This is a genomic window from Alcaligenes sp. CHO6 (assembly GCF_037120595.1).
GTDB classification, from domain to species: domain Bacteria; phylum Pseudomonadota; class Gammaproteobacteria; order Burkholderiales; family Burkholderiaceae_B; genus Alcaligenes; species Alcaligenes ammonioxydans.
The window spans coordinates 47,629-70,959 of record NZ_JBANCI010000005.1; the positions used below are offsets into that span (position 1 = coordinate 47,629).

Annotated in this window: 21 protein-coding genes; 17 read left to right on the top strand and 4 right to left on the bottom strand. The window is 53.4% G+C overall.

Features of this window, described 5'->3' with window-relative positions:
* Positions 1-110: 110 nt before the first annotated feature.
* Complete coding sequence (locus V6936_RS15495) at positions 111-2,069, bottom strand: alkyl/aryl-sulfatase (RefSeq protein WP_336580065.1); 1,959 nt, start codon at positions 2,067-2,069, stop codon at positions 111-113.
* Between the two features lie 154 nt (positions 2,070-2,223).
* Between V6936_RS15495 and V6936_RS15500 the strand changes: the two genes are divergently transcribed.
* Positions 2,224-2,982 carry a hypothetical protein gene (locus V6936_RS15500; RefSeq protein WP_003801789.1) on the top strand — a complete coding sequence of 253 codons (759 nt, stop codon included), beginning with the start codon at positions 2,224-2,226 and terminating at the stop codon, positions 2,980-2,982.
* Here V6936_RS15500 and V6936_RS15505 read toward each other — a convergent pair.
* Entirely contained in the window at positions 2,979-6,569 is a 3,591-nt protein-coding gene (locus V6936_RS15505; RefSeq protein ID WP_336580066.1) for a BTAD domain-containing putative transcriptional regulator, read from the bottom strand. The genes V6936_RS15500 and V6936_RS15505 overlap by 4 nt on opposite strands.
* Before the next feature lie 368 nt (positions 6,570-6,937).
* Between V6936_RS15505 and V6936_RS15510 the strand changes: the two genes are divergently transcribed.
* Positions 6,938-8,584: a 3-(methylthio)propionyl-CoA ligase gene (locus tag V6936_RS15510; protein WP_003801793.1), complete on the top strand. Its 1,647-nt coding sequence runs from the start codon at positions 6,938-6,940 to the stop codon at positions 8,582-8,584.
* A gap of 252 nt (positions 8,585-8,836) precedes the next feature.
* Here the strand turns inward: V6936_RS15510 and V6936_RS15515 are convergent, their stop codons facing one another.
* Positions 8,837-9,454: a LysE family translocator gene (locus V6936_RS15515; RefSeq protein WP_003801794.1), complete on the bottom strand. Its 618-nt coding sequence runs from the start codon at positions 9,452-9,454 to the stop codon at positions 8,837-8,839.
* 351 nt (positions 9,455-9,805) lie between these two features.
* On the opposite strand from V6936_RS15515, the gene V6936_RS15520 reads away from it, so the two are divergent.
* The 5 genes from V6936_RS15520 to arsH all read left to right on the top strand — a co-directional run bounded on the left by V6936_RS15520 (position 9,806) and on the right by arsH (position 14,108).
* Positions 9,806-10,663 (top strand): LysR substrate-binding domain-containing protein, encoded by an 858-nt coding sequence (locus V6936_RS15520; protein WP_059318270.1) that lies wholly within the window; start codon positions 9,806-9,808, stop codon positions 10,661-10,663.
* Positions 10,664-11,315: 652 nt separating this feature from the next.
* Positions 11,316-11,639, top strand: coding sequence for an ArsR/SmtB family transcription factor (locus V6936_RS15525; RefSeq protein WP_336580067.1), 324 nt, complete (start codon positions 11,316-11,318; stop codon positions 11,637-11,639).
* A gap of 22 nt (positions 11,640-11,661) precedes the next feature.
* On the top strand, positions 11,662-12,951 hold the full coding sequence (locus tag V6936_RS15530; protein ID WP_336580068.1) for an arsenic transporter: 1,290 nt from the start codon (positions 11,662-11,664) through the stop codon (positions 12,949-12,951).
* 22 nt (positions 12,952-12,973) lie between these two features.
* Positions 12,974-13,399: an arsenate reductase (glutaredoxin) gene (arsC, locus tag V6936_RS15535; RefSeq protein ID WP_003801804.1), complete on the top strand. Its 426-nt coding sequence runs from the start codon at positions 12,974-12,976 to the stop codon at positions 13,397-13,399.
* Positions 13,374-14,108 (top strand): arsenical resistance protein ArsH, encoded by a 735-nt coding sequence (gene arsH, locus V6936_RS15540; RefSeq protein WP_059318268.1) that lies wholly within the window; start codon positions 13,374-13,376, stop codon positions 14,106-14,108. The genes arsC and arsH overlap by 26 nt, the downstream gene beginning before the upstream one ends.
* 159 nt (positions 14,109-14,267) lie before the next feature.
* On the opposite strand, the gene V6936_RS15545 is transcribed toward arsH, so the two are convergent.
* Entirely contained in the window at positions 14,268-14,930 is a 663-nt protein-coding gene (locus V6936_RS15545; RefSeq protein ID WP_003801808.1) for a hypothetical protein, read from the bottom strand.
* A gap of 807 nt (positions 14,931-15,737) precedes the next feature.
* Between V6936_RS15545 and V6936_RS15550 the strand changes: the two genes are divergently transcribed.
* From V6936_RS15550 to V6936_RS15595, 10 genes are all read left to right on the top strand, one after another.
* Positions 15,738-16,046 (top strand): plasmid mobilization protein, encoded by a 309-nt coding sequence (locus tag V6936_RS15550; protein ID WP_336580069.1) that lies wholly within the window; start codon positions 15,738-15,740, stop codon positions 16,044-16,046.
* A 252-nt stretch (positions 16,047-16,298) separates the two neighbouring features.
* The gene (locus V6936_RS15555) at positions 16,299-16,628 is read left to right on the top strand and encodes an H-NS histone family protein (RefSeq protein ID WP_336580070.1); all 330 of its coding nucleotides are present in this window, start codon (positions 16,299-16,301) and stop codon (positions 16,626-16,628) included.
* A gap of 90 nt (positions 16,629-16,718) precedes the next feature.
* On the top strand, positions 16,719-17,396 hold the full coding sequence (locus tag V6936_RS15560) for a TrbM/KikA/MpfK family conjugal transfer protein (RefSeq protein WP_336580071.1): 678 nt from the start codon (positions 16,719-16,721) through the stop codon (positions 17,394-17,396).
* A gap of 9 nt (positions 17,397-17,405) precedes the next feature.
* A complete protein-coding gene (locus V6936_RS15565) occupies positions 17,406-18,068 on the top strand; it encodes a lytic transglycosylase domain-containing protein (protein ID WP_336580072.1) in 663 nt (220 codons plus the stop codon).
* A gap of 28 nt (positions 18,069-18,096) precedes the next feature.
* Positions 18,097-18,465 carry a hypothetical protein gene (locus tag V6936_RS15570; RefSeq protein ID WP_336580073.1) on the top strand — a complete coding sequence of 123 codons (369 nt, stop codon included), beginning with the start codon at positions 18,097-18,099 and terminating at the stop codon, positions 18,463-18,465.
* A 638-nt stretch (positions 18,466-19,103) separates the two neighbouring features.
* Positions 19,104-19,421: a conjugal transfer protein gene (locus V6936_RS15575; RefSeq protein WP_336580075.1), complete on the top strand. Its 318-nt coding sequence runs from the start codon at positions 19,104-19,106 to the stop codon at positions 19,419-19,421.
* A gap of 2 nt (positions 19,422-19,423) precedes the next feature.
* Positions 19,424-19,783: a type IV secretion system protein VirB3 gene (locus V6936_RS15580; RefSeq protein ID WP_336580076.1), complete on the top strand. Its 360-nt coding sequence runs from the start codon at positions 19,424-19,426 to the stop codon at positions 19,781-19,783.
* A gap of 11 nt (positions 19,784-19,794) precedes the next feature.
* Positions 19,795-22,269, top strand: coding sequence for a TraG/VirB4 family ATPase (locus tag V6936_RS15585; RefSeq protein ID WP_336580077.1), 2,475 nt, complete (start codon positions 19,795-19,797; stop codon positions 22,267-22,269).
* 201 nt (positions 22,270-22,470) lie between these two features.
* Positions 22,471-22,785 (top strand): hypothetical protein, encoded by a 315-nt coding sequence (locus V6936_RS15590; protein WP_336580078.1) that lies wholly within the window; start codon positions 22,471-22,473, stop codon positions 22,783-22,785.
* Positions 22,786-22,913: 128 nt separating this feature from the next.
* Positions 22,914-23,285 carry a hypothetical protein gene (locus V6936_RS15595; RefSeq protein WP_336580079.1) on the top strand — a complete coding sequence of 124 codons (372 nt, stop codon included), beginning with the start codon at positions 22,914-22,916 and terminating at the stop codon, positions 23,283-23,285.
* Positions 23,286-23,331 lie beyond the last annotated feature (46 nt).

Below are 23,331 nucleotides of genomic sequence, written 5' to 3' on the forward strand. Positions count from 1 at the left end.
ACCTTAATGCAAATAATGCACAGAAAACGTTTAATCCATACCCGCCAAAGACCCTTGTCGTCGCATCGCAACAAACACTCGGTCAAGCCACGCGGTCCTGAGCACCGTCCTCAAGGCGTCACGATGTTGAACCACAAGCCAGGCTCCTCAAACAGACCTCCAAATTCCTGAAACTTACGGCCCAGACCTTGAAGCTTGGCGCGATCCGTTTTCATGGCCGTTTTCCAGTCCAGCATCTTGCCTTGAATCAGCTTGAAATCCGCCAGACTGACTGACATGGTGGCTTGAGCCGGCAAACCGGGGCGCGTACTGTAATTAAGCACCGAATTGCCAATGCTGACGGTATACGTCGTGTCCATATCCACAAAATGAAAAGCAACAGTCAGCTCCTTGTCTTTGGCCTTCTCGTCGTCCAGACGCACGGCCATCAAGTCAAACATCATCTCTGGGGTCAGGGCAGCGAGCAGATCGGCATTATTGTTGGGAGGCACAGGTAGATCCGGCGCACCCTTGCGCAGCTCCAGGGCCCCTTGCAGATAGATGGACCGCCACGGCCCGGACTCGGCCTGATAACCCAGTTGCTCGTAGCTATTGGCCAGCAATTGGCGTGCTTCTGCATCTTTCGCATCGGCAAAGACCAAATGCTTCACCACCATGGCAACCCATCTATACTCACCGCGATCAAAGTCTTCATTTGCTTTTTGCAGGAGCCGATCACGCCCTATGTATTCCACATACTTCGCCCCTGCTGCCGTTGGTGGCAAGACATCCAGACTGGAGGGATTGCCGTCGTACCAGCCCATGTAGTACTGATACACCGCCCGTGCATTGTGTTTAAGTGAGCCGTAATAACCGCGCGTTGCCCAGTCTTTCTGCAAAGACTCGGGCAGCTCGATCAGCTCGGCAATTTCTTCGCCGGTATAGCCCTTGTTCATCAGGTTCACACTGCGATCGTGAATGTACTTGTACAAATCACGCTGCTTGACAAGGTAATCGTGGACCTGCTCCTTGCCCCACACAGGCCAGTGGTGCGCCTGAAACTTCACCTCCGTGCTGTCGCCAAACAGGTCAATGGTTTCATTGATGTAGTTGGCCCATTGCCTGGCATCCCGCACCTGTGTACCGCGCAAGGACAGAATATTGTGCATGGTGTTGGTCGTGTTCTCGGCCATCCACATGGCTTTGAATTGTGGCAGATAGGTATTCATCTCTACCGGAGCTTCAGTGCCCGGTGTCAGTTGCATGACCATTTCAACGCCATCAACCACCAGTGTTTCACCGGATCTTGATATCGAACGCGTCGGTGCAATCAAGGAGACCGAACCCAGCGGATTGGTCATGCCCAGCCCCGAGCCTACGCTATGCTCCGGGCCGCGCGGCAAGAAGGCCCCATACATATAAGTCGCACGACGCTTCATGGCATTGCCTGCAATCACCCCCTCGCTGATGGCATGCTCCACAAAACCTTCTGGCGCAATGATCTGCACCTGTCCTGAGTCCACCGCAGCCTGATCCACCAGTCCCTTGACTCCGGCGTAATGGTCTATGTGGGAATGACTGTAAATAATCGCCTTGATAGGGGCGGCCTGCACATGTTTTTGCAACAAGGCATACGCAGCAGCGGCCGTTTCGGTAGAAGTACCCACATCAAACACAATCCAGCCGCTTGTGCCGCGTACAAAGGTGATGTTGGACAAGTCATAGCCGCGCACCTGATAAATATTGTCCGTCACCTTGTACACACCATCGAGCAAATTCAACTGCGACATGCGCCACAAACCGGGATGCACCGTGCTGGGAGCAACGCTATCTGGCTTGATAAAGGCCTTGTAAGAATCCAGATCCCACACCACATTGCCGTTCACGCCTTTGATCTGCAGGCTGGGCTCGCGATAAATCAAACCGCGCTGGGCGTTCTTGAAGTCCTGGGTATCATCAAACGGGAGTGTTTTCATCCACTGAGCATGGCGCTCCTGAGTTGCCTGCGTGGCAGGCGCGGCCTGTGCCTGAACCAAACCCGCACTGACTACTGCCGCCAGCATGACTGTTCTTATTGCTGCATGTGCCATGGCACGCTCCTCCTGATGGGCTTTTTCAACAAGCGTCTCATTCTGCGAGCAAAGCGGACCCGATAGCCCAAACGGCGACTTTGCCACAGTGGCCCGCTTTAAATGCTTTTTCAACGCCGCCTTCCTACCTTCAGTTTTTCGAGGAGGTATGCATATGCAAAAGACAATATTTGGCCTGTTGGCCACCAGCCTGATCAGCTCGGGGGCCCTGGCCCAGTCCCAGAACGACGCCAATAACCCGTTAAGCCCCCGGCCCATGGTCAGCTTGCACGACTACTACGTACCCGAGCTGTACAAGCTCGAGAATGCGTGGGCAAATCAGACCGTGCTGCGTGCCGTCCTGCCCAACAAGACCTTTGGTCTGCCGCAGCTGTGGCGTTTGAATGTACCGATTGTGGCCTTGCACCACGATCGTCTGGGCAGCAAATCTGGCTTGGGCGACATCACGTTCATGGATGTATTCATGAAAAACGCTGGTAGTTTTTCCTATGGCATCGGCCCCTTGCTGGTGATGCCTACGGCGTCGAACGATTGGCTGGGACAAGGCAAATGGCAAATTGGCAGTGCCGCAGCCTTGGTTGCCAGCAGGGACTGGGGGCTGGCAGGCGGACTGCTGACTTTTCAGCAATCCTTTGCCGGAGACTCGGACCGCGAGAGGGTCAAGACGGCCACCTTCCAGCCCGCCCTGTTCTATAACCTGCCTAATGGTTTTTACTTGCGCTCGAGCGGGGTGTGGACCTTTGACCTGCAAAACCATACCCATCACATTCCCGTGGGCCTGGGTCTGGGCAAAGTATTCAAACCTGGCAAGAGCGTGATCAACGCCTTTATCGAACCGCAATACTCTGTCGATAAGAAAGGCGCAGGCGCACCAGTGTGGCAAATTTTTGCGGGTATCAACGTCCAGTTCTAACCGGGGTGGCGCTGAACCCACACACGACGTTCCGCCAGATCGGGGAGGTGCTCGCGTCGTTGCCTGAGCCAACCTTCATAGGCGTACAGGCCGCTGCGCAAGACTTCTTGCTGGGCCTGAGCCCAGCAAACCTGCGCCTGGTCTCTATCCGCACTGACCCAGGCCAGATCCCCCCTCAAGCAGTCAAGCTCTGGCAGATACAGGGTAGAAGCCCGCTCCTGCCCTATCTGGCAGACTTGATCCAGGGCTTGGCTGGCACGTTCAATTTCCCCTTGGGCCAGATGGCAGCGGGCCAAAATACACAGAAAAGCATCCGTCGCCAACGGCATGCTGCGCGCAAACTCAGGCAGCAAACCAAGCAAACGGGCCAGCTCAGACCTAGTCTCCTCACCTTTGACCAGGCGGCAATACAGCACATAGGTCTCGGCAACCGCACACCAGACACTGTCCGGCAAGACAGGCTGCAACGTGGACAGCAAAGCCTGACTACGTTCCGTCAGCACCTCCAGATCACCTTGCAAATACAGAATGCGCAGCATCTGAATTTCAGCAATTACCGCCGAAATGCGCGACTGACTTTGACTGGCCAGAAACTGGGCATGGCGGGCACTGGCCACACCCTGCTCAAAGCGCCCCTGCAACACCTGAGTCAAGCCCAACAGGCTATGCACCAAAGCCGGACAATGATGACCCAGGGCCGTATCCATGGCCGGAACGGGCTGTTCGTAAGCCAGCGCACGCAGCGCCTCGTCCAGGGCCAGCTCGGCTGGTTGCACACGGCCTTTCCAGAACAGGTATTGCGCTTCGGCGTACAGGCCCCAACCATACCAGGCGCTATGGCCCTGACGCCGGGAGTGTTCCTGCAACTGCTTGGCGTGAGCCAGACTTTCCGGCAGCCTGCCTGCGCCGTGCAGCATCACCCATTGCCCCCATAGCACGGGCAGATCCTCCTCGCCGCCCTCGCTGCGTCCGGCCGCCTGCGCGTACGCTCGCGACACGGGTATGGCAGCAGGCCCACCACGACTGATCTCCAGCGCCCCCAAGGTGACATAGCTGTCGCGCTCGTACTGACGGCGCAACTGCACATCGCTCATGTACTGCAAGCTGCTCAAGACCTGCGACAACTGTTGTGCCGCCTGCAGGCTATCGCCGCTGCGCAGCGACGTATCAATGGCCTTGCGCCACCAAATGGCCGCTTGTGCGCTTTGGGCCTGTACCAGACAAGCGGCTATTTCTTCTTCTGCCTGCTGCATTTGAATCAGGCTATGGGCAAGCTTACCGTACAGGACTTTGCTTTCTTCCTTAGCAATCAAACGACGCAAGGCGGAACGCATCAAAGGGGCGCATACAATTCGGCCCTCGCTGTCTTGCTGCAACAAGCCTTTGTCCAACAGGCTGATCCTGGATTGCTCTACGACGCTCAAAGGCAAATTACAGGCCTGCGCCAAACCCGTAGGCGTGGCGCGTTCCCACAACACCATCATCAACAACACGCAGCGGCGATCCGCATCCAGTTGCTCCAGATCCAGCAGCAAGCGGTCTGCCAGACGGGGCACATAATTGAACGGCATGCCAAAGCGCTGTAAATGCAGCATGTCTTTAATCAGCATGGGATTGCTCAAACACTGAGCACGAATCTGCGCATTCGCCTCCGAGGAAAGGCGCTTGCCGCGTGCATAAAAACCGATCGCCTTGCCCACCTCCGACCCGGTTAAGCGGCGCAAGGTCATACTCTGGGCAAAGTCCAACGCCAATAGGCTCTGACGTGACAAGATCACTAGCAAGACTCCGGCCGGCTGCTTTTGAACCGCACTCCATATAGCCGCCAAGCTGTTTTGACAGCCGGTATCCAGCGCATCCACATGATCCAGAATCACCAGCACGGGCCGGCTCTGACTGGTAAAGGCCTGCACCGCCGCTAGCAGCAAATGGCACGGATCGGGCACCCCTGGAAAGCCTTCCGTTTTTTGACGATGCGCCTCTTGCAGCACCTGATCCCAATGGGGATCAGACAGGCCAAACCAGTCGCGCAGGCACTGACTTAAGGCCAGCGGCAAGTCCTGGGTGCCAATGCCGTCATCCAGACGAGCCTGCATCATCTCGCGCACGCCTTGCAGTACGTCCTGGCGCGAAAAATCAATCAGCAAGGGCTGCCCACCATCGCGCACAATGTAGCTGTGCAAGGCTTGGGCTAAACGGGATTTGCCCGACCCCAGATCACCATGAATTCGGTACGCGGCCTTGCGGGACAGGCGGCTGCACTGCTGCCATTGCGCCACCAACTGCTCGAACTCGGGCTGGCAGCCGTAAAGAGGGTCATTCATCCATTTCCCCTCTCCCAAACTGAAACACACCCCCTCCGGGCCACGATGCTGCTTGATCTGCCAATCCGCCATCCGAGCAACAGCCTGAGCGCTCAACAGAATCTCACCATGCCTGGCCTTCCACACCAAAGGCATGACCAGTTGCCCGAACAGACTATGTGTATTGACCTGCTGTTCGTCCACTAAAGCCAAGCTGACGTGCACGACCTGACCGATGCAGATCCCCGGTGGTGTTCGCAAGGCACGAATCACACAGGCCAGCTCAACCGCCCGATTCACCGGCTCGGACTGTGCATGTGGCCAAGCAAAGTGGGCCAGCAACGTAGACCCGCTGGACTGGCTTATCCATGCACCGTGCGCACGCAAAATATCAAGCAATTGCTCGTGCCAGGATTCCAGATAAGACACAGCCTGATCCGACATCAGCTCCCCATCCAGATGCACCTCAGAGTCATCGGCAGGCAGCCAGGACAAGGCCAAGGCCAGCGTAGCAACCGTGCGATGACTCTGGGTGGACGTTGGGGGGGCATGGCTTGCGGCCACCGGCCATTGGGCTTCAGCCAGACGGCGTGTTTCAGGGTCCGGGCGTACTCCCAGGTACTGACGCAAAGCCTGCTCACAATGGGCATACGCTTGCAAGGCGGCCTGCCTGTCTCCTCTTTGCATCAAGGCACGGATCAAAAGGCGATGGTAGACCTCCTGCTCGGGGGCCTGCAGCACCCAATCCTGCGCCAGTGCAAGCGCCTGATCCCACTGATGGGCCTGCAAAACCTGCTCGAACAGACGGGCACGCACGCTGAACAACTCCAGGGTGAGGCGATCTTCCCAGCTTCGTCGCCAGGAAATGAACGCTTCGGCATCGGGGGATGGAATCGCGTCCAGAAAACGACCGCCATACAGGCTCAAGCGCTGCAACAGACACGCGTTCTGCGCGGCATCGGCCTGCATGAATTCCAGCACATCCACCTGCACACATTCAGGCTTGAACGCCATGGCGCCTTCGGCGTGGGCGACCAGGCAAACAGCCTGCTCGCCCAAGGCCTTGCGCAACACATGCAAGGCATGACGCAAGCGTGATAGCGCCTTGTCGCGTGCCAGATCCGGCCACAGCATATGTGCCAGCCGCTCACGATGCAGCACTTTGCCGTTCGCCAGGCACAGCACCGCCGCCAGCAGTTTGACCTTGTCATAGCTCAGCGATGCGGTGCGATCCACCTGATCGACCGTAAAGCGAAATGGGCCCAGCAAACCTAGCACGATCATTGAACGATGCTCCGAGCACAGGGCTCTTTGCGCCCAGCCTCTCTCGTGTCAAATTGACAGCAAATCCGACACTATGTCTAAAAAAAGCTGTAATTAGCTGCCGATTGTACTCAACGCCCTTCTTTGTTCAATCAAAAGAGTGTTGATTGTGTCTAGAAATTTCCCCATCTCCTCGCTTCTGGGCAAGCCTTGGGATGGCGCAAACACCCTCAAACGACCACATAGACGCATCTGTGAGTTTTAGGCTACTGTTCTTGAAGAGGCCATGACAGTCAGTGGTAACCATTCATCCATTTGCTGCCCACATCCCATGCTGTCAGGCCGGCCTGTCAATTCCGTTTGATTGACTCCCAGGGAGGATGGAAACCATGCTTGGCATGATGATGAATACCCCGCTGTTAGTGTCATCCATACTGCGTCATGCAGCGAACTATCACGCAGACACAGAGATCGTCTCCCAAACCGTTGAAGGCCCGGTACACCGGTACACCTATAGCGACCTGTCCAAACGCAGTCAGAAGCTGGCCAATGCACTCCAGAACATGGGACTGAAACACGGTGACCGTGTCGCAACCCTGGCCTGGAATGGCTATCGCCATCTGGAGCTGTATTACGGTGTTTCCGGGTCGGGGCTGGTGTGTCATACCATCAACCCACGTCTGTTTCAGGATCAAATTGCCTACATCATCGAACATGCCGCTGATAGCGTCCTGTTCGCCGACCTGACGTTTATGCCGATTCTGGAGACCTTGGCCCCCCAGTTGTCCACACTGAAAGCCGTGGTCATCATGACGGACGAGGCACACATGCCCCAATCCGACCTGCTGCCCAATCTGCGCTGCTATGAGACCCTGATTGCGGCCGAATCCGACCATTTCGAGTGGCCCGTATTCGACGAAAATACAGCATCGGGCCTGTGCTACACCTCCGGTACCACGGGCAAACCCAAAGGGGTGCTCTACAGCCATCGCTCCACCATCTTGCACGCCTTTGCCCTGAGCCTGCCCGACGCCCTGTGTCTGTCGGCCAACGACACCATCACCCCCATCGTGCCCATGTTCCACGTCAATGCCTGGGGTCTGCCCTACGCCGCCTTGATGGTGGGCGCCAAGCTGGTCTTGCCGGGCCCGAAACTGGACGGCGCCAGCCTGTACACGCTGTTTGAGAAGGAAGGGGTCACCATGACGGCCGGCGTACCCACCGTCTGGCTGGGGCTGCTGGACTGGATGCAGGCCAATGGCAAAACCTTCAGTAGCTTGCAACGTCTGGTGATCGGCGGCTCATCAGCTCCTCCGGTCATGATCAGCCGCTTCCAGAAGCTGGGCGTCCAAGTGCGCCACGCCTGGGGTATGACGGAAACCAGCCCCGTCGGTCTGGCGGCGGCCTTGTTGCCTAAACACGAGGCTTTGCCTGACAAGGAGAAACTCAAGTTGCTGGCCAAACAAGGTCGTCCTCTGTTTGGCGTCGAGTTCCGCGTGGACGGCGATGATGGTCAGCCTATTGCTCGTGACGGCAAGATGTTCGGTGCCATGCTGGTGCGCGGCCCATGGATTGCCAGCGCCTACTTCAATAGCACGGATACCTCTGCCCACACCGAAGATGGCTGGTTCAATACGGGCGATGTAGTCACTATTGATCAGGACGGCTTCATCCAGATCGTGGACCGGAGCAAGGACGTGGTGAAATCCGGTGGCGAATGGATCAGCTCGATCGAACTGGAAAACATTGCCCAGGCTCATCCGGCCATCAAGGAAGCGGCCGTGGTGGCCAGACCCGACGAGCGCTGGGGCGAACGGCCAGTCCTGGTCGTGCAATTGCAAGACGACGCCACCTTCACCAAGCAGGACATGATCGAGTTATATACCGAGCAAGTCTCCAAATGGAGCATTCCTGACGATCTGATCGTGGTGGACGAACTGCCCCACACGGCAACCGGCAAGCTCTTGAAAACCGCCATTCGCAAGCTGATACAAGAGGAACTGGACAAATTGGCGGCCGACAAAAAGGCAAATTAAGGAACAGGCGTGCCGCGAAGGCGTAAGGCGGGGACCGCGGCACGGATGCCTTCCATTATTTTTACACCAATTTTCATTATTTTATTTTTTATTGTTTTATATTTTTAATATCAATAGCCATATTAAATACTCTTCTTTTAATAAAAAACAAAACCCATTAATTTTTTAATTGTACTGACAACGCCGTCTGGGAGACCAGACGGGCAAAGCATGCTGACATCCGGCCTGCGCCCGTAGCGTCAGCATGCCTCTTTATGACACCGCGTTGGCAAACAGTAGCGAGGCCCCCAAGCCAAACAAGGCCGCCCCAATCCCTCTGTCCAAGATCCCTTGTCGAGCCAGCAAAAGGGTACGCAAATGCATCGTTGAAAATGCCAGGGCCACGATGCTAAACCAGACCCAATGGAGCAAAGACATCAGCAAACCATAGGCCAAATTCAGCCACAAGGGCGCGTTTGGCTGCACACACTGTGTGAACGTGGCCACAACAAACAACATGGTTTTAGGATTCAGAGCATTGGTCAGGAAACCCATACCAAAAGCTTGCCAGGCGCTGGGCGTATTTCCCGTTACCTCCCCTACCGTCAGCCCAGCGGCGTTATGAAAAGTCCGGTAACCCAGGTACATCACGTACAGGGCACCCGCCCCCTTCATCAGCCAAAACACACCAGGCGACTGCGTAATCAAAATTGCCAGCCCGAACACGGTATAGAGTACATGCACCTGCACACCGACCGCGATACCCAGGGCCGAGATCAAGGCGATCTTGCGTCCAAAACCATAGCCATTGCGCGTGACCAGGGCAAAGTCAGGTCCAGGGCTGACCACCGCCAAAAGAGTGATAGTGGCAACTGCCAAGAGTTCATACATTTCTAACAAGCCTAAGTTTGATGAAATCGGGGTGACAAGCTAGATTGCCGCCCGCCAAAAGCAGGGGTTCGTCCTACACTCTACGAATGGGTTGGCCACGCTGAGCTCGTTCTGTCCATCGGCAAAAACTGCTTGCCTCAGACAGGGAGAATCCTTCCTGGCGACGCATGTATTCATCGAATATCCATCGTTCTTGTTATTCTTTATGAAAACAGCGCGAATTTTTAAACGATGAAATAAACTCCCCATAACCTTTTATTTAACTAGCTGACACAGAATTTCATTATTGATAATCCGGTGCTAATTTAAAAACGATAAATTCTGCGCCTTTTCTGTGAGTTTTCATTGACTATGCATCTTCCCAACCTCACGGCCTTCCGCTACTTCGACACCGCGGCTCAGGCAGGCAGTTTTGTGCAGGCAGCCCAACTGCTGCATGTCACTCATGGTGCAGTCAGCCGCCAGATTCGGGCGTTGGAAGAATCGTTAGGCGTGGAACTGTTTGAAAGACGAAATCGGGCCGTATTTCTGACACCGGCAGGCCGCCAGCTACTACACGTCACCACCCCCATGTTTGAGCGTCTGGAGGATGTGGTCCGTCAGTTGCAGCACACTCAGCGTGAGCATGCCCTGGCCGTATCCTGTGAGCCCACCATCGCCATGAAGTGGCTGATTCCCCGCCTGGGCAATTTCCATGCGCTGCATCCCACCATCACCGTGCATTTGATTACAGCGGGAGGGCCGGTAAACTTTGCTCAAATGGGCGTGGATCTCGCCATCCGTCGTGATGACTTTCATTGGGCGGACTCGGTCTGCGGCTTGAGGTTGTGCGAGGAAACGATCGGGCCCGTTTGCCAGCCCCATTACCCCTACAACGAGGAGGCGGGCCAGCAGGTGCTCATACAGAGCAGTTCCCGCCCTCAAGCCTGGGCCACCTGGGAGCGGCTGAGCGGCCAATCTCTCCACGCTGCCAACAAGCTGGAGCTGGAACATTTTTATTTATGCATTCAGGCCGCCATGTCCGGACAAGGCATAGCCCTGGTGTCGCGTTTAATGGTGGAAGACGAACTGAAAAGCGGTCAGCTCATCGCCCCGCAGGGCTTTATTCCGGACGGCTCGGCGTACTACCTGCTCTCTCCCCAGACTCTGGATCAGAATCCTCGCGCAGAAGTGTTTGCCGACTGGTTAAGTGAACAACTGACCGCCTAGCATTGCTCGGCTCGGCTCGGCTCGGCTGGCAAATCACACCATGCACCCAGTTGCTGGGCCCTCGACTGCTCATGCCGCTCATGCCGCTCATGCCGCTCATGCCGCTCATGCCGCTCATGCGGTGAGATCGTACAGATCGTTGTTCTGAACGCTGCTGTTGCCCTTGTTGCTATCCTTGCTGTTGCTCTCATTGCGCTTGCTGTGGTCTCTGTCCTGGCCGTTGGTATCTCTTCGGCGCTGGTCCCTGCTGCTATTGCTGTTGTGACGATTGTTGCCATGGCTATGGCTATGGCTATGGCTATGGCTATTAGTGTGGTGTCTGCGTCTATCGTTGCCTTGACCCGCCCCCCGAAACTGAGCGCTCGCGATGGCCTTGGCTTCGGTCGTGGCCTCGGCCTTGGTGACGGCCCCTGCTCAGATCTTGGCCTCAATCTTGATCCGGCTCCTGGTCGCGGTCTGCGCTCGCTTCCGAGTTGGCAGGTGTTCCCTGTCCTGACCTCAGCCCTGGCTGGGGTCTTGGCCCTGAGCTTGACCAATACCGTAGCGATTGTCTTCATGCCTCAAAAGCATCCGTAGTCTGGAGTCTGAAGTCTCCAAAAAACAAACATAAATATTTAGTTCAATGATTGTTGAATTATTGTATTATCGCCCTATGGAAGAATCTCACGTTATCCGCTCTCTGGCCGCTCTGGCCCATGAAGCCCGCCTCCGGGTGTTTCGCGCCCTGGTCGTCACCGGCCCATCTGGGCTGACGCCGGGCTCCCTGGCCGAACAATTGGGGATTGCGCCCAATGCTTTGTCCTTTCACTTGAAAGAGCTCAGCCATGCCGGACTGATTCACGCCGAGCGTCAAGGTCGCAATCTGTTGTACAGCGCCACCTTTTCCACCATGAACGACTTGCTCGCCTACCTGACCGAGAACTGCTGTCAGGGCGAGGATTGCGGCACCGCGCCAGACGCGTGCCGGCAATGCTAAACCGGCCTCGGAACGCTACACCATGCTTGCTGCAATACTGATTTTCATCACCACCTTGACGCTTGTCATCTGGCAACCCAAAGGCCTGGGTATAGGCTGGAGCGCCTCCCTGGGGGCTGCCGCGGCCTTGTTGCTCGGGGTAGTGCAATGGACAGATCTGGCCCTGGTCTGGAATATTGTCTGGAACGCCACTGCCACCTTTGTGGCCATTATCATCATCAGCCTGTTGCTGGATGAGGCGGGCTTTTTTGAATGGGCCGCCCTTCACGTGGCACGCTGGGGAGCTGGCAATGGACGCCGGCTTTTTGCCTTTATCGTGATTCTGGGCGCAGCGGTTTCGGCCTTGTTTGCCAATGATGGGGCAGCCCTGATACTGACACCTATCGTCATGGCCATGTTGCTGGCATTGGGCTTCTCGGCCCCTGCCACCCTGGCATTTGTCATGGCAGCGGGTTTTATCGCCGACACCGCCAGTTTGCCGCTGGTTGTCTCCAACCTGGTGAACATCGTCTCTGCGGACTACTTCAAACTGGGCTTCACGGACTATGCCTGGGTCATGGCGCCCGTCAATCTCGTGTCCGTGCTGAGCAGCCTGATTGTCCTGATACTGTATTTCCGGCGCGACATCCCCGTCCGCTATCACCTGGAGCAATTACGACAACCCTCGCAGGCCATCAAGGACATCGCCACTTTCAGGGCTGGCTGGCTCATCCTGGCTTTACTGCTGACCGGTTTTTTTGCGCTGGAGCCCTTGGGTATTCCCATTAGTGCAATTGCCGCCACCGGTGCGCTCATCCTGCTGGCCGTTGCCGCCCGCGGCACGACTATCAACACCAAAAAAGTGCTGCAGGGCGCGCCCTGGCAAATTGTCGTGTTCTCGCTGGGCATGTATCTGGTGGTATATGGGCTGCGCAATGCAGGGCTAACAGACTATCTGGCTTTATTGCTGGACAAATTTGCTGAGGCTGGCGTGTGGGGCGCAGCGATGGGGACCGGCATGCTATCCGCCGTCCTGTCCTCAATCATGAACAATATGCCCACTGTACTGGTCACCGCCCTGTCCATTGACGCCTCCAGCGCCCAAGGCGCCGTCAAAGAAGCCATGATATATGCCAACGTCATCGGCAGCGACCTGGGCCCCAAGTTCACGCCGATAGGCAGTCTGGCTACCCTCTTATGGCTGCATGTGCTGGCGCGTAAAGGCACCACCCTCAGTTGGGCCTATTACTTCAAGGTAGGGGTCATTCTGACTACCCCCGTCTTGCTGATTACCCTTGCCGCTCTGGCACTACGCCTCGATCTCGTCGCCTGAGCCGCTCACACGAAACAACGCCATGACAGACATCATCATCTATCACAACCCCGCTTGCGGCACTTCCAGAAATACACTGGCCCTGATTCGCAATAGCGGACAAGAACCCACCATCATCGAGTATCTGAAAACGCCGCCCGAGCGCGATACCCTGATTCAACTGATTCGAGATTGCGGTCTGAGCGTGCGCGAGATTCTGCGACAGAAAGGAACGCCCTATGAAGAACTGCATTTAGGCGATCCTACGTGGACTGATGAACAACTCATTGACTTCATGCTGGAGCATCCCATTCTGATCAACCGGCCCATTGTCGTCACACCACGGGGCACACGTTTGTGCCGCCCTTCGGAACAGGTACTGGAAATACTTCCACGACCACAACAAGGAGCCTTTCGCAAAGAGGACGGCCAAGCCATCATTGATGAACACGGACAAAGAATTGAATAAAGCTGACTTAGCCCATCTGGACGAACAAGCGTTCAGAGTCCCGGATCTGGCAGAACTGCTGCCCAAGGACCGTGCAACCCACCCACCTCGCATCCTGCTGTTGTACGGTTCCTTGAGGGAACGATCCTACAGCCGCTTTTTGACCTGGGAAGCCGCACGACTATTGGAAGCAATGGGAGCAGAAACCAGGGTTTTCGACCCACAGGGCCTGCCCCTGCCTGAGGGCGCGACAGATGACCACCCCAAAGTACAGGAGCTGCGTCAGTTAGTGCAGTGGGCTGAAGGCATGGTCTGGACCTCGCCCGAACGACACGGCGCCATGACTAGCGTCCTGAAAGCACAAATTGACTGGATACCGTTAAGTATTGGCGCGATTCGCCCGACTCAAGGCAAAACACTGGCGCTGATGCAAGTATCTGGTGGCTCCCAGTCATTTAATGCGTTGAACCAGATGCGGGTGCTGGGCCGCTGGATGCGTCTGATCACCATCCCCAACCAGTCTTCGGTCGCCAAAGCCTTTTTGGAGTTTGACGAAGAAGGCCGCATGAAGCCCTCGTCCTACTATGAACGGGTGGTGGATGTGATGGAAGAATTGGTGAAGTTCACCTTGCTGACGCGCGACTGCGCTGCTTATCTGGTGGATAGGTACAGCGAACGCAAGGAAACGGCGCAGGAATTATCCAGGCGGGTGAATCAAAGAAGCATTTAAAAGGTGACACCGCCTGAACAGCGCCATTTCGCTTTTCACGGCCTTGCCTGGCCCTGTTAACGATAAGGTACACGGGGCTGAGCGATTCACGTCATGAACCAAGCCCTCGAAACCATCCGGCTTCGAGGGCCAGAGTCACAGCTTATAGCCGCAATGACCTTAGCAGCCAGGCGTGCTCAAGCCGTGGCCTATCGTTACCGCAGTCACTTTGACGTCTTTAAATGCTTGATGCGCCTCAGCATCAAAGCGCCGGTCACAATTAAAGCGTGTGTCCATGACAAAATCCTCTCCCGCCGCTTTAGTCATATGGTCTTGCCAGAGGCTGGCCGCATCCAGCGCATCACCGTCTACCAGAACCACCTCCAGCATCACTTCCATAAACCCCGCCGCCCGGGGCCCTTCCCACAAGGCATAGACCGAGGGATCAGCGGCATTGCCGCAGAGAGACAGGCAATCGGCAAGATAGCTCAGGCCTCCGCCCGAAGACTCTTCAAAGGCTCCCGGCGTTAATGTCTGCCCTGCCGGCGGCGCATAATCGCCGATAAATGTGCCCAAATTGGCCTGGCATTGGCCGCCCAGTTCCATACTCAATGAAGCCACTGCACCATTGTTGATGGTGGCTGTGATGTCGCACCCTTGCACGCGGAAAACATGTGAGTCTCCATAAGACTGGCGCGGTATCCCGGCAATCGATTCAAAGTACCGCTGATTCGTACCCAGCATTTCCCCATTGAACACTTCCTTCACCGTTGCGGCCTGTGCCCCGGTTGCCAGCATACCGATGACGCTAGAGATGGCAAGAGCTTTAAAATAATGCGACATAAGTAGAGTCCTTAATTGGGCTGAACCCCAATTCTTAAAAACCAAGATCAGTGTGAGAAATGAAACGTACCAGTCAACAATCCGAAAGCAGGATAAGCGACAAACATGAAGAGAGCTCTGAATAGTCTATAGACTTTTAATTTTAAAAATTCAAAAAAACCATACAGATAGACGGCTAAATAATGCTCATCGCACAGATCAAGCGGTACCGGATACGGCGTATCCGCAAAGACGACACTATACCGTTTTTTGAGCTCTTTTATAAATCCAAAAATGTGAAAACCCATCAACAAAACACATTGAATGGAAAACAAAAATAATCACAAAGCAGCAGCAAAAAAAATTAATAATATTTCTACATAATTAACGTCAAAACCCCGTGACTTGAACGTGGTCTGATCGCTTTGCTGCAGGGCCTCGCAATCCCACCACGCCTGTCGGGCCATAAGCATCAGAAAAAAATCAGAGCAAAACCGTTTGCCTATGTCAGCAAAACAAATGCAAAAAGAGCAGCAGCTTCACCCTTCCGGCTACCTGTTTATCAGCGCATCAGACAGACGGGCACTCCCAACGCCCCGCCCCCCACCCCTTTCAAGCCCGTGAATGCAAGACTAGGTCCCGTTTCAAACCCTACAGACAATAAAAAACCCGCCGAGCGATGCGCTGGGCGGGTTTTCAGATCTAATTCTTGGCGGACAGAGGGGGATTCGAACCCCCTAACATTTCAAGTTTAAAGCCAGTCTTGAGAACATGCGTGTCTTAAGACTGTCTTTGATTTTCTGGCTCTTTACTTTCTAGGGTAAATCAATGGCAGAAGCTCTGACGGAATTACTGCGTGTACGCATCACACCCTCTCAAAAACAGAATTTTAGTGAAGCGGCCGCACTGGCAGGCATTACTCCCTCAGAATATGCCCGCCGTTTACTAACGAACGCACACTCCATTCAAACAGAGGTAGTAGCTCTGCGTCATGCCATCGAGGTATTGGCTGAGCATCAAAAAGCGAGCATCGAAAGCCTGTTACTGCTAAGGCAGATCGTGCCCATGACGAAGGTCGAAGAGGCACACCAACACATGTCAATGCTTGGATATCAACCATTACAAATTGAGGCCTAATCATGGAGTCACAAATCGCCAAACCGAGCAAACCTGTGCGACGCGCATTTCTACTTGGGATCTTGTCAGCACTAGTTCTCATGTCCGCATGGGACGCAGTCCCACACTCAGGCGAGCATTGGATAATCAAACTTGTCGTGTTTGGAGGATACATTTTCCACTGGTTTGTTCTTTCTGCTTTGGTCTTCAAGTTTTTTTCAACTATCTGGAAATGGCTTAATCGTTAACTATAGATACCGACAAGAGATAACAATGACAACCAAACTTGAATCGCTTACAGCGATCAACAATGAGATCACTCGCTTGAAGCGCCGGGCAGAACAGCTAAAGCGACAAACAAGCAAAAACCTCATCAGTAAGATTGTTCGTACCATGCACGACAATGAGATAAGTCTTGATGAGTTGAAGCAAGCTTTTTTGCGTCCTCAAGCTGCAACACGATCTATCAGCGCTGTTAAGTACCGGCACCCAGACGGTTCCACCTGGACCGGAAGGGGTCGCCCTCCACTTTGGATTACACGCCTTGAAAGCGCTGGCAACTCACGCGAACAATACCGAGTTGCTGACGCTAGCAGCGATTAAGCATGACCTGTTGACACCCGATCTTTCCAAACTGTCCTCAGTTTTTTTATTAGTCACCCGGTCTTAGACTGTCTTTTTTTTGGAATTACGATGAAACGGCTCCCCATTACATTGGGCGCGCTGGCTTTGGCCTGCGCGTCATCTTCGTATGCGCATTCCTCTGAGGTTCTCACCGGCATGCCTGCTTTGGCCTGCGAAGCAGTGCTGTGTTTATCAAGCAGCCTACAACCGGGCGAATGTGCCGCCTCCCTTAACCATTACTTTGACATCCGTAAATACGCAAAAGGTATGCTCGATTGGGAAGCGACAATTGATGCCCGCCGCTCTTTCTTGGGAATGTGTCCTGCAGGAAATTCACCGGGTATGTCCTCCCGGATGGATGCAATCTCACGGGGAGCCGGGAAATGTGATGCTGACTACCTTAACGCGACTTATGGGAAGGATGTATATCGCTACCGCATGGTCGGGATGAGCAGTTTAAGCCTGCCTGGCATTCGGGATCTTTCCGTTGTCAAGACAGTCACCTTGACCAAGCTACCTTACTACTGTGTGGTCTACAACGATCATGCCTGGACTTACGATTTATCGATCAAGTATGTCGGCAACCCTAATAGTGGTGGCTATTGGGTACCCGCTCGTGAATACGAGCAAGCCCAAGCCAAATGGGAAGCAGAGCATAACGGGAGTTGGGCCAGAAACTGGCACTACTCGTTTGAAGACCCTCGTCACAAGATCGACAACTCCGCAGGTACTGGGAACAATCATTGAGAGAAAGCCGTGTTTGCAGAATTTGCGCTGTTGGCCGCCACATGTGCCCCCAACATTCACGAAACAACGTTATCGGCCCTGGTACGCCATGAATCAACTGCCCAGGTTTTTGCGATCGGCATCAACAAAGGCAAACGGCTGAAGAAACAGCCAACTGACTACGAACAAGCAGCACAGATCGCCAACGATCTTATTGACCGTGGCATTGATTTTGATGCGGGTCTTGGCCAAATCAATGTTCGGAACTGGTCTTGGCTAGGATTGACAACAGAAACCGTCTTTGACCCGTGCACGAACCTGAAAGCTGCTCAAACCGTTCTGACTGATTGTTATCAGCGAGCCTTACGACAAACAGCCTATGAACAACGGGCTTTGCGTTCAGCCTTATCTTGCTACAACACAGGTAACTTCGAGCGAGGCTTCACCAATGGTTATGTCGAGAAAGTCCTCGCACAGGCTGGAGTGAAAGTGCCGGCAATCAAAACCATTAAAAATGAGGCTGTGGTTGTAACAACAGAACCGCAGCAGCCCAGCACTAAAAGAACAGGAAAACCGGATGGTTTTGCGAGAAACCAAGTTACCGACGGTTTCAAGAAAACTGAGGATAGTACCTCAGCACCATCTGAACCAAACGAAGTCACGCCAGTGGTAGTGGTGCAACCCTCTGCCTGATCAATCTGAATGTTCTACAGGATACCTTATGATACTGATCCCTAAAAAAACTCCTTCACCCGTCAATAAACAAAGTCGCTTCAGTCGCACCCTTTTTGCAATCACTTCTTTAATTTGGAGCTCTTTTGTAGGCCTGTGCGTGTTTCTTGGCTTGCCCATCATTGGTTTCATGCTAAGCCGAGGAAAAAGCCATGAAATCAACAAAGCGCTTAATGATATGAATATCAATTACTTGCTAGACCAGCTTATTGAGGCCGATTGGGTGAGCTTGGGGATCTTGTACGGCTTTGCCTACGGACTATTCTCGCTATTAGTAAAGCACCGCGAGTACTTTGAGCAACTTCGGCGACGTTGTTATAAGCAGTGGCGAGGACACGGCCCCTTGACGCGAAAGTAGCGCCCCTACGCTGCGCCCGGGAGTAGCAGAGAGGGCCATCGGCCCGAAGCCGTCTGCTCCCGAGGCTCCCGCCAGCGAGGGTGGAGAGTTCAGAGAGGCTAGCCTCTTTGAGTCTAAGTGCCCCAGCAATCTCACTATTTCTCTAAAGCTCATTCGAGCTCGTTTTCCCTACTTAACCATTGCAATGCCTTATGTCGCAAGACGTCAGAGGCAGGAGTACGTATGCCTATCAATTTCGCCCATCCCAATCTTTCCAACCCTTACCACCGACCGTTGACGGCAATGAACGTCAAAGGTGATCTGGGTTCTGGACACTCGCTCCTTACTGGACACATGGGGGCAGGGAAAACAGCGTTGAACGTTGAGCTGTTAACCCAACTCCTCCGTCAACAGATACCGCGATAACCCGTATGTCTGAAATCTATTCTTATCTTTTTGTTCCAACAACTCAACTTCACTGCCTGCAAGAGCAATATCAGCGTGCACTCGCGTTGACGGATACCGAGTTTGCCGCACTTCGGCCTACAGCATTCGGCCACTTTTTCATCGCTCTGTAGTCAACGCTCAATCGAGCACCATTCCCACTTTTTTCAACCATCAATGCCAGTGTCAATCGACATCTGGCGCAGGAGTTATGCATGTTCATCAAGCAATACCTGGCTCGTGTGACACAACACCGTCTTGTTCGCCATCTGTATCAAACGGCTGTACTGGCGATGCTCACTACGGGCGTTGCTCACGCTCAAGTGGGCGGTCTTACCAAAGCCCGCACCTCGTTGGAAACATTTCGAGACAACCTGTACATCATCTTGCCGATCGCTTGCGTGGTTGTCGGCCTGGTTATCTGGGTACTGTATGCCGCAGAAGTAATGCGTAAAGACGACGCGATTCGTTGGGGCATTGGTGTTCTTGGGGCCGGTTCGGTAGCCGAAATGGTTGTTTTGTTCTGGAAGTAGCCATGGCAAAAAGCACTGATCATGACGATGATGACGACACGATTGAATTAAAGCCCTATCACTATCCTGTCTTCAACGGGCTTAGTCGCAAAGCGACTTTCATGGGTGTTCCCACCATGATTTTCCTTGGCACTTTAGCCGGTGTGGCCATCTCAGCCATGTTCATTGGTCTTTACATGTGGGTTGCTGTTTTCATCCTAATACCCCTGTTCGCGGCCATCACAAAATCGGATGACAAAGCTTTCCAGATTTGGTGGTTAGAACTGAAAACACGGTTCAAGAACGGCAATAAAAAATTCTGGAATGGCTCCAGCTACGCACCCACTTCTTACTCATCACGCCGTCCCTGGCGTAAACAATAAAGGAGTCCCTTATGAGCGCCGCCCTGACTTTGAAGGAGCGTCCGGTCTCGCACTATGTGCCCTATTCTCATCACGTTACGGATGAAATAATCAAGGCCAAAAACAATGAATACCTGGCCATCATCAAAGTCAGCGGCCGCTCTGCAATGGCCGCTAGCCTCGAAGAGCAATATGACTGGGTTGAAGCCTTGCATAACGTCATACGAGGCTTACCGCTGGGCAAATTGGGCTTGTACACCCACATTATTGGTCGTCATGTGAGTGAGTATCCCGACAGTACATTTCCGCAACCCTTTGCTCAACAGTTCGATGATCAATACCGGGCCACGTTCAACAAACGGGGCCTCAAGATTAATGAACTGTTTCTCACGATCTCGATTCATCCGGTTCAAGATGCATTGTTGGGAACGGTCGCTTCTTTTGAGAAGGCCGATGCACAGCGCTTGCTAGCCTGGCAAGAAGAGTCAATTGAGGACCTGCAAAGCGCCATCCGTGCTGTGATGGCTGGACTTCATCGATACGATGCCGAATTGCTAAAGATCGTTGATCGTAACGGCTTTGCGTTTAGTGAACCTGGTGAATTTTTAGCTTTCTTACTCACTGGTCAACGCCTGCCGGTACCTGTGACCGATGGCTACATGTGGGATAGCCTACCCAGTGCCCGCCCCATTTTTTCACGATACGGTGAGCTCGGTGAACTGCGTACGCTCGAGAACACGCGAAAATTTGGCATGTTGGAATTATTTCGTAGCCCAGGGCAATTACGTCCTGGACACCTGGACCCCATTCTGTCCAGCCCTCACGAATTTATCATCACTCAATCTTGGGGTAGCTACACCGGCGCAGCAGCCAAGAAACTGGTTAAAAAACATTCAAGGCTCATGCGTGATTCCAATGACGATGCGCCTCGTCAGCTTAAGCAGTTGAAGAATCTCATTGAAAAGTTGGAAACTGGTGAGCTCGGATTAGGAGATCATCACGCAACCATACTGGTGTGGGGAGACGAACCTGCCGGGCTTCGTCGCTCGATGTCCAACATGGTAGCCAAAATGGCTGACCGAGGACTAACGATCAAACCTCTTGAAAAGGCACTCGAAGCCGGTTTCTGGTCGCAGTTGCCTTGCAACTGGAATTGGCGACCTCGCCCCGAAGCGATTACAAGTGAGAATTTTCTTTGCTACAACAGTTTTCATAATCAGCTCACTGGCAAAGCAACAGGAAACCCGTGGGGGCCAGCTGTGACGATGTTGCGTTCGGTCACGGGTGATCCCTATTTCTTCAACTACCACTCTTCCTTGGAAGAGGTAGATTCGACAGGCGAACGCATGCCTGGCAACACCCTCATTATTGGGTACATCGGGACCGGGAAAACGGTACTTCAAGGAATGCTCTTAACCCAGGCACAAAAATTTGGTGCCACCGCCCTGATTCTCGATAAAGACGAGGGATTGCATGTTTTGACACTGGCGTTGCGCGGGCAATACTTCACGCTACGTCTGGGTATTCCTACGGGCTGGAACCCCTTCCAACAAGAGCCCACGCCCGGAAACAAGGCATTTATGCGTAAATTGGTGACGCACTTGGCAGGCTTGTCCGGCGAGATTGTCACGACCTTTGATAAGAAGCAGATTTTCAATGCGATCGAACAAATGTGTCGTGACAGTATCGACATGCAATATCGAGGCGTTACCCTACTTTGCCAGTACCTGACAAATCCTATGAAAACTGATGGGGAAGAAGGACGCCCTTCAGTCAAAGACCGATTGATGGCCTGGTGTCGAGGCAATGAATATGGATGGGTATTTGATAACCCGTCGGATCGGTTAAATCTGGAGGCGCCACCCGGACATAATCCGATTTTCGGTTTTGACCTGACAGAAATTCTTGATGACGACTACGTACGTGGAGCAGTGACCTTGTACCTACGTCACCGCAGCCAGGCTATGCATGATGGGCGACGCATCATGAACTTGATCGATGAATGTCAGCACCCATTGGAAGATAAACATTTCCAAGATGATATGCAGGACGATTGCCGCACAATTCGTAAGAAAAATGGCATCTTGTGCTTCTCGACTCAAGAACCAGAAGCCATTGCCAACAACCCGATTGGCCCCTCCATTATCCAGCAGTCTGGCACCCTGATTTTTCTACCAAACCCACGCGCCAAACGTGAAACCTACATGAAGGATTTTGGGTTAACGGCTCAGGAGTTTGAGCTCGTAAAGCAGCTTGGTGAAAAAAGCCGTCAGTTCGTTATTAAGCAAGGCTCAAGCGTGACTGTAGCAGAACTGGATCTTTCCTCATGCAAAGAGGCCTTGCTTGTTTTCTCGGGCAGCTCAGATATGGCCGTTATTGCAAGACAGGCCATCGCCGAAGTTGGTGACGATCCTACTGACTGGCTGCCACTGTATGTCCAGCGGGTCAAACAAGCCCGTGCAGACGAGCAAGCGGTCAAGAAAAAAGCCGAACTTATCAGTCAATAACGTGCCACCTGCACCAAGCCCCTGTACTACAGGGTGCTTGGGCGGGGATCGTCACGCCTCTTGAAAGGGATGAAATACGAAACACTTACATGAACGGCGGTAGCTTTGCAAAATTGTAGATGGAACAGCACCAGCAGCAAGTGCCTTGCGCCCACAGGACGCTTGCGCGGGGATTGTCCCGGTTAAAGTCAAGGAATGAACATGGTGAAGATAGTACCCACACTCAACGGCGAGGGTGTAGAACAATCATACGAAGTACATGTGAATGGCAGAGCGTTAGTTGAGAAAAACGGAGTCCCTTGCAAGTTCGACACTTTCGAGCAGGCTTGCAAACTAAAGCAACAGGTTGAAGAAATGGAGAAAACTCGTGTGCGACATGAGTCTTTAGCGAAAGCTAAAGGGGCTATTAATTTTGAATTTATACCCATGCAAGACGGCATCGACTTTGTTTGCTTAGCTGATTTTGGTAACGGATTGACGACGTTCTATCCTGACAAAGAAGCTCCTAATCTTTAGCCTTTCGTCAATTTCACCTGTTGAATAATACTTTTAGTAAATTGGCGTGAAAGGCTACATCTTTGACGACTTTTGCTTATCATGGGCCTGGCATTACCAAATCTAACCTACTTTACAAGGAGCCTTCCATGAATCGACGCCATTTCCTGAGTGCATTAGGAGCTGTAAGCCTAACTTTTCTTTCAGGATGTCAAGACAATCTTAATGCTCCCTTCGTAGGATACTGGTTAGAGCAAAAGAACGAACGTCCTGCAACGCTTCACGTGACCGAAGACGGGCCTAATCTAGTAGTAAGAGTAAGACAAATCTCCACGATTTCTGGCACGTATCGTCAACACAACTTCCCAGCTAAAGCAAGGGAAAATGGCGTCATGACAATCTCAGACAAATGGCAACTTACCTACGATAAGTCCAACAAACATTTGACTGACTCGGATGGACGATACAAACCTTTTAAAAAAATCAGTGAGAGTGAATATAAAAGCCTAACTTCTGACTAACTTCAATTTAGATCTAGCTCTTCCTTTTAGATAGCAGCCATCACGG